The sequence below is a fragment of the Pseudomonas sp. FG36 genome (genome assembly GCF_057809275.1).
Window position 1 is genome coordinate 19,379 of record NZ_JBMDJQ010000019.1, and the last position, 11,695, is coordinate 31,073.

General features: G+C 66.0%; 13 protein-coding genes. 4 read left to right on the top strand and 9 right to left on the bottom strand.

Annotation, left to right across the window (positions count from 1 at the left end):
* Nucleotides 1–34: 34 nt before the first annotated feature.
* The 9 genes from hslV to gshB form a co-directional block, all read right to left on the bottom strand.
* Nucleotides 35–565 (bottom strand): ATP-dependent protease subunit HslV, encoded by a 531-nt coding sequence (gene hslV, locus ACODS9_RS16055; protein ID WP_011536056.1) that lies wholly within the window; start codon nucleotides 563–565, stop codon nucleotides 35–37.
* A 179-nt stretch (nucleotides 566–744) separates the two neighbouring features.
* Nucleotides 745–2,016 (bottom strand): dihydroorotase, encoded by a 1,272-nt coding sequence (locus tag ACODS9_RS16060; protein WP_401108903.1) that lies wholly within the window; start codon nucleotides 2,014–2,016, stop codon nucleotides 745–747.
* Nucleotides 2,013–3,017 carry an aspartate carbamoyltransferase catalytic subunit gene (locus ACODS9_RS16065; RefSeq protein ID WP_038706925.1) on the bottom strand — a complete coding sequence of 335 codons (1,005 nt, stop codon included), beginning with the start codon at nucleotides 3,015–3,017 and terminating at the stop codon, nucleotides 2,013–2,015. The genes ACODS9_RS16060 and ACODS9_RS16065 overlap by 4 nt, the downstream gene beginning before the upstream one ends.
* Before the next feature lie 12 nt (nucleotides 3,018–3,029).
* The gene (pyrR, locus tag ACODS9_RS16070; RefSeq protein ID WP_102682235.1) at nucleotides 3,030–3,548 is read right to left on the bottom strand and encodes a bifunctional pyr operon transcriptional regulator/uracil phosphoribosyltransferase PyrR; all 519 of its coding nucleotides are present in this window, start codon (nucleotides 3,546–3,548) and stop codon (nucleotides 3,030–3,032) included.
* Nucleotides 3,549–3,600: 52 nt separating this feature from the next.
* A complete protein-coding gene (gene ruvX / locus ACODS9_RS16075; protein WP_028688357.1) occupies nucleotides 3,601–4,026 on the bottom strand; it encodes a Holliday junction resolvase RuvX in 426 nt (141 codons plus the stop codon).
* The gene (locus ACODS9_RS16080) at nucleotides 4,026–4,595 is read right to left on the bottom strand and encodes a YqgE/AlgH family protein (protein ID WP_046853921.1); all 570 of its coding nucleotides are present in this window, start codon (nucleotides 4,593–4,595) and stop codon (nucleotides 4,026–4,028) included. Before ACODS9_RS16080 ends, ruvX begins: the two co-directional genes overlap by 1 nt.
* A 305-nt stretch (nucleotides 4,596–4,900) precedes the next feature.
* Nucleotides 4,901–5,878: an ankyrin repeat domain-containing protein gene (locus ACODS9_RS16085; RefSeq protein ID WP_489094269.1), complete on the bottom strand. Its 978-nt coding sequence runs from the start codon at nucleotides 5,876–5,878 to the stop codon at nucleotides 4,901–4,903.
* A gap of 82 nt (nucleotides 5,879–5,960) precedes the next feature.
* A complete protein-coding gene (locus tag ACODS9_RS16090) occupies nucleotides 5,961–6,860 on the bottom strand; it encodes an energy transducer TonB (protein WP_023631717.1) in 900 nt (299 codons plus the stop codon).
* A gap of 233 nt (nucleotides 6,861–7,093) precedes the next feature.
* Nucleotides 7,094–8,047 carry a glutathione synthase gene (gene gshB, locus ACODS9_RS16095; protein ID WP_046853923.1) on the bottom strand — a complete coding sequence of 318 codons (954 nt, stop codon included), beginning with the start codon at nucleotides 8,045–8,047 and terminating at the stop codon, nucleotides 7,094–7,096.
* A 185-nt stretch (nucleotides 8,048–8,232) separates the two neighbouring features.
* Between gshB and pilG the strand changes: the two genes are divergently transcribed.
* The 4 genes from pilG to ACODS9_RS16115 all read left to right on the top strand — a co-directional run bounded on the left by pilG (nucleotide 8,233) and on the right by ACODS9_RS16115 (nucleotide 11,685).
* Nucleotides 8,233–8,634, top strand: coding sequence for a twitching motility response regulator PilG (pilG, locus tag ACODS9_RS16100; protein ID WP_046853924.1), 402 nt, complete (start codon nucleotides 8,233–8,235; stop codon nucleotides 8,632–8,634).
* 46 nt (nucleotides 8,635–8,680) lie between these two features.
* On the top strand, nucleotides 8,681–9,046 hold the full coding sequence (gene pilH, locus ACODS9_RS16105) for a twitching motility response regulator PilH (protein ID WP_046853925.1): 366 nt from the start codon (nucleotides 8,681–8,683) through the stop codon (nucleotides 9,044–9,046).
* Complete coding sequence (locus tag ACODS9_RS16110) at nucleotides 9,043–9,597, top strand: chemotaxis protein CheW (RefSeq protein WP_046853926.1); 555 nt, start codon at nucleotides 9,043–9,045, stop codon at nucleotides 9,595–9,597. Before pilH ends, ACODS9_RS16110 begins: the two co-directional genes overlap by 4 nt.
* Before the next feature lie 63 nt (nucleotides 9,598–9,660).
* Nucleotides 9,661–11,685, top strand: a complete 2,025-nt coding sequence (locus tag ACODS9_RS16115; RefSeq protein WP_156177729.1) for a methyl-accepting chemotaxis protein — start codon at nucleotides 9,661–9,663, stop codon at nucleotides 11,683–11,685.
* The last annotated feature ends 10 nt before the right edge of the window (nucleotides 11,686–11,695 follow it).

Genomic DNA, 11,695 nt, shown 5'->3' on the forward strand with positions numbered 1-11,695 from the left:
GTCCCGCTGCGAGCGGGACGCCAAAACAACTGATTCACTCGGCCAGGTCCTGCTCCTCGATGGTCAGGTTGTGGTTGGTGAACACGCAGATGTCGCCGGCGATGTTCAGGGCGGCCTCGGTGATCTCGCGGGCCGACAGGTCGGTCTTGTTCAGCAGGGCGCGGGCCGCGGCCTGGGCATAGCCACCGCCGGAACCCATGGCGATCAGCCCGTCCTCGGGTTCGACCACGTCGCCGTTGCCGGTGATGATCAGGGATGCATCCTTGTTGGCCACGGCCAGCATCGCTTCCAGGCGGCTCAGCGAGCGGTCGGTACGCCATTCCTTGGCCAGCTCGACGGCGGCACGCACCAGGTGGCCGGAGTGTTTCTGCAGCTGGGCTTCGAAGCGCTCGAACAGGGTGAAGGCATCGGCGGTGGCACCGGCAAAGCCGGCGATGACCTGGCCGTTGTACAGGCGACGCACTTTCTTGGCGTTGCCTTTCATCACGGTGTTGCCGAGGGAAACCTGGCCGTCGCCGCCCATGACGACTTTGCCGTTACGGCGGACAGAAACGATGGTAGTCAAGGGGAGAGTCTCCACGCAGCGGGGCGAAAATGCCTGATGCAGACTCATATGGGGGGAGGGGGGAAGGATTTCAACCGAGAGGGATGAATGGTTGTTTCAAGGCATTGCCTGGCAGGCCTGCTCCACACAATGACCCCAGGGGGCTTCGTGGGAGCGGGCTTGCCCCGCGATGGCGTTACTCAGGCCTCGTGGCAGACGTGTCCATCGACCAAGGTATAACGTACCGCGCCCGGCAGGCAGTGGCCGATGAACGGGCAGTTCTCGCCGCGGGAGAACCAGTTTTCGCCGGCCACGGTCGAAGCTTTCGGGTCGAACAGCACCAGATCGGCGGCGGCGCCGACTTTCAGCTCGCCGGCCGGCAGGCGCATGGCCTTGGCCGGGCCGCTGCTCAGGCGCGCCAACAGGGTCGGCAGGTCGAGCAGGCCATCTTCGACCAGGGTCATGGCCAGCGGCAGCAACAGCTCGACACTGCTGATGCCTGGCTCGGTGGCGCCGAACGGCGCCAGCTTGGCATCGCGCTCGTGGGGCTGGTGATGGCTGGAAATCGCCTGGATCACTCCGGATTTCACGGCTTCTCGCAGGCCGTCGCGGTCGGCGGCGGTGCGCAGAGGTGGTTGCACGTGGTAAAGGCTTGAGAAGTCGCGCAGCGCCTCGTCGGTGAGGATCAGCTGGTACAGCGCCACATCGGCGGTGACCGGCAGTCCCAGTTGCTGGGCCTGGGCGATCAGCCGGGCGCCACGGGCGCTGGTGATCTGGGTGAAGTGGGCGCGCACGCCGCTCTGCTCGACCAGCAGCAGGTTGCGGGCCAAGGCCACGGTTTCGGCGGTTTCCGGGATGCCGGGCAGGCCGAGGAAGCTGGCCATTGGGCCCTCGTGGGCGAGGCCGCCCTGGGCCAGGTCGCGGTCCTGGGAATGGAACACAACGGTCAGGTCGAAGGTTGCGGCGTATTCCAGGGCGCGAGCCAGGGTGCGGTTGTTGGGGATCTCTTTCAGGCCGTTGCCGAAGGCCACGCAGCCGGTGTCGTGCAGGGCCACCAGTTCGGCCAGTTGCTCGCCTTCCAGGCCTTTGGTCAGGGCGCCGATCGGATAGACCTTGCTGTTGGCTGCTTCGCGGGCGCGGTCGAGGATCAGTTCGGCGACCGCCGAGGTGTCCAGTACCGGCTTGGTCTGCGGCGGGCAGCACAGGCTGGTGACGCCGCCGGCGACCGCGGCGCGGGTTTCGCTGGCGATGTTGCCCTTGCGGCTGTAGCCCGGTTCGCGCAGGGAGACGCCGAGGTCGACCAGGCCGGGGGCGGCGACCAGGCCTTCGGCCTGGATCGTGCGGCTGGCGTTGAAGCCCGCCGGGGCCGCGCCGATGGCGGCAATGCGCCCGCCATCGAGGTGCAGGTCGGTGATGGTGTCCAGGCCGCTGGCAGGGTCGATGACCCGGGCGCCGATGATGCTTAGGGTCACTGGGCGTTCTCCTGCTCGAATTGACGTTGCGCGTTCTGCCCGCTCATGGCCATGGACAGCACGGCCATGCGCACGGCGATGCCGTAGGTGACCTGGTTGAGGATCACCGAGTGCTTGCCGTCGGCCACCGCCGACTCGATCTCCACGCCCCGGTTGATCGGACCCGGGTGCATGACGATGGCGTCGGGCTTGGCGCCGGCCAGGCGTGCGGTGGTCAGGCCGAACAGGCGGTAGAACTCGCCTTCGCTGGGCAGCAGGCCGCCGGCCATGCGCTCACGCTGCAGGCGCAGCATGATCACCACGTCGACATCCTTGAGGCCCTCGGCAAGATCGGTGTAGACCTTCACGCCGTACTGCTCGATGCCGATCGGGATCAGCGTCTTCGGGCCGATCACGCGGATGTCCGGGCAGCCCAGCGCCTTGAGCGCGAGCATGTCCGAGCGGGCCACGCGCGAGTGCAGGATGTCGCCGACGATGGCCACCGACAGGTTCTCGAAGCTGCCCTTGTGCCGACGGATGGTGAGCATGTCGAGCATGCCCTGGGTCGGGTGCGCGTGGCGGCCGTCACCGCCGTTGATCACGGCCACGTCCGGGCACACGTGCTCGGCGATGAAATGGGCGGCACCGGAGTCGGAGTGGCGCACGACGAACATGTCGGCGGCCATGGCCTCCAGGTTGCGCAGGGTATCGAACAGGGTCTCGCCCTTGCTGGTCGAGGAGGTCGACACGTTCAGGCTGATCACGTCCGCCGACAGGCGCTGGGCGGCCAGCTCGAAGGTGGTGCGGGTACGGGTGGAGTTCTCGAAGAATACGTTGCACACGGTCTTGCCGCGCAGCAGCGGGACTTTCTTCACTGCCCGGGCACCGACTTCGAGGAACGAGTCGGCGGTATCGAGGATTTCGGTCAGCAGTTCGCGGGGCAAACCGTCGAGCGAGAGGAAGTGGCGCAGCTGGCCCTGATCATTGAGCTGCAGCGGGCGCTTGGCGTCGAATGGCGTCATCGCAGGGGACTCTTAAAGGGCGGATGCGGGAGCGAGGTCCTGGCGCTCGAGGGCGAGCGGCGTGGGTCCGGTCAATTTTACCCGTTCATGGGCGGCCAGGGACAGGGTGGCGCCAAGTACATTCGGGCGGATCGGCAGTTCGCCGGCATCCAGGTCGAGCAGGCACACCAGCGTCACGCTGGCCGGGCGGCCGTAGTCGAACAGCTCGTTGAGGGCGGCGCGGATGGTACGCCCGCTCATCAGCACGTCGTCCACCAGCACCAGGTGCTGGCCTTCGATCTCGAAAGGCAGCTCCGAGGGGCGCACCTGCGGGTGCAGGCCGTTCTGGCTGAAATCGTCACGGTAGAAGGAGACGTCCAGGGTACCCAGCGGGCTCTGGTCGCCGAGCTCGGCCTGCAGGGCCTGGGCCACCCACACGCCGCCGGTGCGGATACCGATGAAGCGTGGCTCGGCGATCGTGCGACGGGCCAGGTGGGCGCGAAGGTCGACGGCCATCTGCCGGATCAGGTCGGCGGGATTGGGTAGGCTCATTGCGTGCTCCTCGGAAGGCGGGCGCCGGCAAGCCGCCGGCGGCAAAGCGGATTTAAGTGTTGGCCTCCAGCCAGCCTTGCAGCAGCAGGGCCGCGGCGATGGCGTCGACCGGATTGTCGCGGTAGCTGCCGTGACGGCCGCCACGGGCCATCTGCTCGCCCTTGGCTTCGAAGGTGGTCAGACGTTCGTCGTGGGTGTGCACCGGCAGGTTGTAGCGGCCGTGCAGGCGGCGGGCGAATTTTTCGGCGCGCTCGCTCATCTCGCTGGGCGTGCCGTCCATGTTCAGCGGCAGGCCGACGACGATGGCGTCGGGTTTCCATTCCTTGATCAGCTTCTCGACCTGGTTCCAGTCCGGCACACCGTTCTGCGCCTTGAGCGTGCACAGTTCTCGGGCCTGGCCGGTGATCACCTGGCCGACGGCCACGCCGATCTGCCGGGTGCCGTAGTCGAAGCCAAGCAGCAAGCGCAGTTCGGCCATCAGGCGTGGCCCGCCTGGCTGGTCAGCAGGCTGAGGTTGATCCCCAGGCTGGCGGCGGCGGCGCCCAGGCGCATGTCGCTGGCCATGCCGAAGATGATCTCGGGGTCGAAGGGGCAGTTGAGCCAGGCGTTGTCGGCAAGCTCGGCCTCCAGCTGGCCGGCTTCCCAGCCCGCGTAGCCCAGGGTGATCAGGCTCTTGCGCGGACCGTCGCCAGCGGCGATGGCGAACAGCACGTCCTGGGAGGTGGACAGCGACAGGCCCTCCAGTTCGACCGTGGCCTGGTAGCTGCGGTCGTTGCTGTGCAGCACGAAGCCGCGGTCGGTCTGCACCGGGCCGCCCTGGTAGATCGGGACGTGCAGGGTGCTGGCCGGCGGCTCATCGTCCGGGCGCAACTGTTCGAGGATGTCGGCCAGGTTCAGCTCCTGCGGGCGGTTGACCACCAGGCCCATGGCGCCGTGGGCATTGTGCTCGACGATGTAGGTGAGGGTCTGGGCAAAGTTCGGATCGGCCATGTGCGGCATAGCGATCAGGAACTGGTGCTTGAGGTAGCTGGGGGCGAGGGTCTTCATGACCGCTAGTGTGGCGCCAGGTGGCGAGGCTGACAAGGTGCCAGGGGCACCTTGTCAGTGGCACGGCGGGTTACTGGAACAGCTTCACCACTCCGGGCGAGTACAGGCTGCGGGGTTTCGCTGCACGGGACAGGATGTACTGCCTGACCGTTTCCTGCTCGGTATCCGGGAAGTTCTTCATGTAGGTCGGCGAATGGGCGGGTGCCTCCGGGTCGGCACCTGCGGCGATCAGTGCCGCAACACAGTCCGGGTTGTTCGAGCAGGCGGCCTCCAGCAGTGGGTATGGACCGCCGTGCCTGGGGAAGTCACTTGAACAGCTTGATGATCTCGGCGGGATACAGATCCGGCTCGGCGTCGGCCTGGGACAGTACATAGGCCTTGATCGTCTGTTGCCTGGCGGTCGGGTACTGCGCCAGGTAGCTCGCCGGGTACACCGGGGCCTGGGGGCTGGCGCCGGCTTTGATCAGGGCGGCGACGCAGTCTGGGTTGTTGCTCATCAGCGCTTCCTTGAGCGGCGTGCCGACCGGGAAGGTGCCTTGCTGCTCGTGAATGGCATCGATGGAGCTGCCCTTCTTCAGCAACAGTGCGATGCGCTGGTTCGCCTGAGGGTCCGGCTGGCCATTGAGTTCATAGGGGCGTTGGCAGACAAAGTGCAGAGGGGTGGATCCCGCGCCTGTCACCTGGTACGGGTTGGCGCCGGACTCGACCAGCAGCTTGATCACCTCCAGGTTCGAGGCGCCTTTGCCGGTCAGGGGCGTGAAGTCGTTGGCCAGGGTGGCCTTGGCATCGGCGCCGGCGGCCAGCAGCAGTTTGACCAGCTCTGGCGAGCCCTTTTCCGCCGCGGTGTTGAGGGGCGAAGCCGTGTCTTCCTGGGCCTGCACGTTCACATTGGCTTTTGCTGCGATCAGCGCCTTGACCATGCCCAGGTCGGCCTTGGAGGCCGGCTGCTCAGCCTGGTTGAGGGTCAGCAGCAGCAAGGTTTCGCCGTTTTCCTGAACGGGGGCATTGACGTTCACTTTCGGCAGGAACAGCTCGAAAGGTGCGGTCGCCTTGTAGGAGGCCGCCAGGAACACCGGTTGGCCATCAGGATCGGCGCCCTGGTCGAGCAGGGCCTTGATGGCGGCCAGGCGCTGCGGGGTTTCGTCGTAGTGGTATTCGCCCACTTCGTCGATCAGTTTCTGCGTCAGGGCGGCGGCATCCGCGCACGCCACGGCGGGCAGTGCGAGGGCGCCAAGGGCAAAGACAAAGGCTGCGGTATTGCGGGCGAAGGGGGGGCGCGCCATGGAAGAGTCCTTTCTCAGTTGGATCCAAAGGCGCGCATGATTACAGAATGGCTATTGTTTTGCCATCAGGTAAGCCCTGATGTCAGTTGCTCTGCAGCCGGTCACCCCGGGCAAAGCGCCAGGTACGGATGATCTCCAGGCGGTCGAACTCCGCCAGGTCCCCGGTGAACGGCGCGAAGGGCGCCGCCAGGCGCACGATGCGCTGGGCGGCCTGGTCCAGCACTGGCTGGCCGGAGGACTCCAGCACCAGCACCTCATACAGCGAGCCGTCGCGGTTGATCGACACCATCATCCGCAGGCTGCCGTACATCTGCTGGCGCCGGGCTTCTTCGGGGTAGTTGAGGTTGCCGATGCGCTCGACCTTCTTGCGCCACTCTTCCTTGTACCAGGCGCCCTTGTCGCGCAGGGTCGAGGCGGCGTTCAGGCGGTGGATGCGCGGGCGCTTGGCGTAGAGCTGCTGTTCCTGGGACAGCTCGGCCTCGAGGCTGGCGATCTGGCTGGACAGCTGCGAGCTGTCGAAGTCCGGAACCTTGGCCTGGGGCTGGGGTTGCGGCTTGCTTTCCTTCGGCTTGGGCTCGACTTTCTGCGGCTTCGGCGCCTGGGTGGCGACCACGGCCTTGGCCGGTGCCGGGGGTGTTTGCGGTTTCGCCGCCGGGGGCGGGGTGATCTTGTTGATCTTGCTGTCCTGGAACGGCGCGACCTCGGTGGTCTTGGGCACCGCTTTCTTGTCCAGGGTGCCGCTGCCCTGCTGGTTGTCCTGGGCCTGGAAGTCGGCCTTCTCGGGCGCTTTCTCGCTCTTGAAGGTGGCCAGGGTGATGTCCATGGCGTGACGAATCTCGGCCGGTTTGACCACGGTGAAACCCACGCCCAGGATCAGCGCCAGGTGCACCAGGGCGGCCAGGAACAGGGTGAAACCGAGCCGGTCCACCGGGCGGACGCGCGGTGGCAGCAGGTCGGGTGGGATGTCAGCGGGGAGCGTCATCGGGTATCCAGCAACCGCTAGGCTCTGTACGAAAAGCCTTGATACTTGTTCATGCTGCGTTGAAAACAGCCTCGGAATGCTCATGTACTTCAGTACACTGCGCTTCCTCGGCTGTTTTCGCCTTGCCTGACCTGCGTCTCAAGACTTTTCGTACAGAGCCTCGGCGGGGCAGCAGCTCAGTCGAAAAGGACCGGCATCATACCCCACTGCGCGGTGTTGCCACGTGTCCTCGGTCAGCGCGCCTGAAGCTTGCGATCAATGGCGTCCATCAATTGCCCGCCGATATTGGTGTTGAAAGCGGCGTCGATCTCGCGGATGCAGGTCGGGCTGGTGACGTTGATTTCGGTGAGGTAGTCGCCGATCACGTCCAGGCCGACGAACAGCAGGCCCTTTTCACGCAAGGTCGGGCCGACCTGGGCGGCGATCCAGCGATCACGCTCGCTCAACGGGCGGGCTTCGCCGCGACCACCGGCGGCCAGGTTGCCGCGGGTCTCGCCGCTGGCCGGGATGCGCGCCAGGCAGTAGTCCACCGGCTCGCCGTCGATCATCAGGATGCGCTTGTCGCCGTCCTTGATCGCCGGCAGGTAGGCCTGGGCCATGATCTGCTGGGCGCCGAGCGCGGTCAGGGTCTCGAGGATCACCGACAGGTTGGGGTCGCCGACCCGGTGACGGAAGATCGAAGTGCCACCCATGCCATCCAGCGGCTTGAGAATCACATCACCATGCTCGGCGGCGAACTCGCGGATGATGTCGGGGCGGCGGCTGACCAGGGTGGGGGGCGTGCACTGCGGGAACAGCGTAGCGAACAGCTTCTCGTTGCAGTCGCGCAGGCTCTGCGGCTTGTTGACCACCAGCACGCCTTCGGCCTCGGCCTGTTCCAGCAGGTAGGTGCTGTAGACGAACTCCATGTCGAAGGGCGGGTCCTTGCGCATCAGGATCACGTCCAGCTCGGCCAGGGTGCTGTCCTGCTCCTCGCCCAGTTCGAACCAGCGGGCCGGGTCGGCGAATACCTTGAGCGGGCGCATGCGCGCGCGCGCCTTGCCCTGGCCCTGGTAAAGGTCGCGCTGCTCCATGTAGAACAGGCTCCAGCCGCGGGCCTGGGCGGCCAGCAGCATGGCCAGCGAGCTGTCCTTTTTGTAGGAGATGGACGCGATGGGGTCCATGACAATCCCGAGGCGAACGCTCATGGGGTAGTTCCTCTTGGCGGCGCTTGGCCGCATGGCACGAAAGAAAAAGTGGCTCAGGGTGGCGCCGGGCGCGCCCACGGTCAAGGGGCGGGCGGATGGAATGGCCTTCGGGAGTGTGCTAAAAAGGCCAGGCACATGGCCTGCACGGCCTTTTGGCGAATTCGCTCCCAGGCAGAAGCGCAACTATGGAACAACCCCTGAAGGTGATGGTGATCGACGATTCCCGCACGATCCGCCGCACCGCGCAGATGTTGCTCGGCGAGGCAGGCTGTGAGGTGATCACCGCCAGTGACGGCTTCGACGCCCTGGCCAAGATCGTCGACCATAAACCGCGGGTCATCTTCGTCGACGTGCTGATGCCGCGCCTCGACGGCTACCAGACCTGCGCCATCATCAAGCACAACAGCGAGTTCAAGGACACCCCGGTGATCCTGCTCTCTTCCCGCGACGGCCTGTTCGACAAGGCCCGCGGCCGGGTGGTCGGTTCCGACCAGTTCCTGACCAAACCTTTCAGCAAGGAAGAACTGCTCGACGCGATCCGTGCCTGCGTGCCCGGCTTCGCCGCGCAGGATCCACACGCACCCTGACGCGCCCACGCAAGGCGGCGTCTCTATTTCCTGATGGGGAAACAGCATGGCCCGAGTTCTGATTGTCGACGACTCGCCGACAGAGATGTACAGATTGACCGAATGGCTGGAGAAGCACGGCTATGGGGTGCTCAAGGCCGACAACGGCGCCGACGGCGTGGCCCTGGCGCGCCAGGAGAAGCCTGACGCGGTGCTGATGGACATCGTCATGCCCGGCATGAACGGTTTCCAGGCCACCCGCCAGTTGAGCAAGGACCCGGAAACCAGCGCCATCCCGGTGATCGTGGTCACCACCAAGGACCAGGAAACCGATCGGATCTGGGCCCAGCGCCAGGGCGCCCGCGACTTCCTGACCAAACCTGTGGAAGAAGACGCGCTGATCGCCAAGCTCAAAGAAGTGCTGCAGGCTTGACCACCCGGCCCCAGGGCGCGTCGCTGACCGCCTTCGAGCTGCTGCTGGACATCGACCGGCGCTGCCGCCTGCTGGTGGCTGACCAGCCACCGCAGGACATCCGCCTGCAACAATGGAGCGGCATCGGCTTTCGTGTTGCCGGGCAGTGGTTCGTCGCGCCCATGGGTGAAGTTGCTGAAGTGCTGCGCGAACCCCGCGGTAGCCGGGTGCCGGGTGTGCAGCCCTGGGTGCGTGGGGTGGCCAACCTGCGAGGGCGGCTGCTGCCGGTGATGGACCTGTGTGCGTTCTTTGGCCTTGGTCCGGCTGCAGCGGGCAAGCAACGGCGGGTGCTGGTGCTGGATCATGAAGAGCTGTTCGCCGGGCTGCTGGTGGACGAAGTGGTCGGCCTGCAGCACTTCGCCCTGAGCAGCCTCGAGTTGTCACCGCCGCAACCGTTGATCCGTGCGGCCGCGCCCTTCGTGCAGGGCCATTTTCCCCGTGAGCGCAATTGGGCGATCTTCAGCCCGTTCGCCCTGGCCCAGGCGCCGGGCTTTCTCGATGTGGCGTTGTAGAGGACTTTCGACGTGAACAAGCCAGGACCCACCGTTGCCGCAGCCGGCGTCTCGCCCGCTGCCGTGGCCCAACGCCCGCGCAGCACCGCGCAGATCACCGTGCTGTTCGTGGTGCTGATCCTGTCGATCGTCCTGTTGTTCGCCAACTTCGCCTACCTCAACACCCAGGCCAACCACGACAAGCAGTACATCGGCCACGCCGGCGAGCTGCGCGTGCTGTCCCAGCGCATTGCCAAGAACGCCACCGAGGCGGCAGCGGGCAAGGCGCTGGCGTTCAGACTGCTCAGCGATGCGCGCAACGACTTCGAGCGGCGCTGGAGCTACCTGCGCGAAGGTGACAAGACCACCGGCCTGCCCGCAGCGCCCGTGGCGGTGCGCGATGAAATGGACGCGGTACGCCAGGACTGGGAAAACCTGCGTAAGAACACTGACACCATTCTTGCCAGCGAACAGACCGTGCTGTCGCTGCATCAGGTCGCGGCCACCCTGGCCGAGACCGTTCCGCAGTTGCAGGTCGAATACGAGAAAGTGGTGGAAATCCTGCTGCAGAGCGGTGCGCCGGCCAATCAGGTGGCCGTGGCCCAGCGCCAATTGCTGCTGGCCGAGCGCATTCTCGGCTCGGTCAACACCGTGCTCGCCGGTGACGAGACCTCGGTGCAGGCCGCCGATGCCTTTGGCCGCGACGCCAGCCGCTTCGGCCAGGTGCTCGAGGGCATGCTCGCCGGCAACCCGGCGATTCAGGTCACCCGCGTCGAGGATGCCGATGCCCGGGCACGGCTGGCCGAGATCGCCGAACTGTTCCAGTTCGTCTCGGGCTCGGTGGACGAAATTCTCGAGACTTCGCCCGAGCTGTTCCGCGTGCGCGAGGCTGCCGGCAACATTTTCAGCCTGTCGCAGACCCTGCTCGACGAGGCCTCGCACCTGGCCAACGGCTTCGAGAACCTGGCTGGCGGGCGTACCCTCGACACCGTAGGTGGCTACGTGCTCGGCCTGCTGGCACTGGCTTCGATCATCCTTATCGGCCTGGTGATGGTACGCGCCACCCACCGCCAGCTCCGCGAGACCGCCGAGAAGAACGAGCGCAACCAGCAGGCGATCATGCGCCTGCTCGACGAGATCGAGGAACTGGCCGACGGCGACCTGACCGTCACCGTCTCGGTGACGGAGGACTTCACCGGGGCCATTGCCGATTCGATCAACTTCTCGGTGGACCAACTGCGCGACCTGGTGGCCACCATCAACCACAGTGCCGAGCAGGTCGCCGCTGCGGTGCAGGACACCCAGAACACCGCCCGCCAACTGGCCAAGGCTTCCGAGCACCAGGCCGAGCAGATCAGCGAGGCGTCCGAGGCGGTGGGCGACATGGTCGAGTCGATCGACCGGGTTTCCGCGCATGCCTATGAATCGGCCAAGGTGGCCGAGCGCTCGGTGGCCATCGCCAACAAGGGCAACGAGGTGGTGCATAACACCATCCACGGCATGGACAACATCCGTGAACAGATTCAGGACACCGCCAAGCGGATCAAGCGCCTGGGTGAGTCCTCCCAGGAGATCGGCGATATCGTCAGCCTGATCGACGACATTGCCGAGCAGACCAACATCCTCGCCCTCAACGCGGCCATCCAGGCATCGCTCGCCGGCGAGGCCGGCCGCGGCTTTGCCGTGGTCGCCGACGAAGTGCAGCGCCTGGCTGAGCGCTCGTCCTCGGCAACCCGGCAGATCGAGGCGTTGGTGCGCACCATCCAGGCCGACACCAACGAGGCTGTGATCTCCATGGAGCAGACCACCGCCGAAGTGGTGCGCGGCGCGCGCCTGGCCCAGGACGCCGGCGTGGCCCTGGCAGAGATCGAAGGCGTATCGCAGACGATGGCCGACCTTATTCACAGCATCTCCGATGCCGCTCAATTGCAGACGTCGTCTGCCGGGCAGATTTCCCACACCATGGCGGTGATCCAGCAGATCACCGCGCAGACCTCCGCCGGCTCCGGCGCGACGGCCGACAGCATCCGCCACCTGGCACGCATGGCCAGCGAGATGCGCCGTTCGGTATCCGGTTTCACCCTGCCCAAACCGGTGGAGCGGTCGTGAGCGGGGCAAG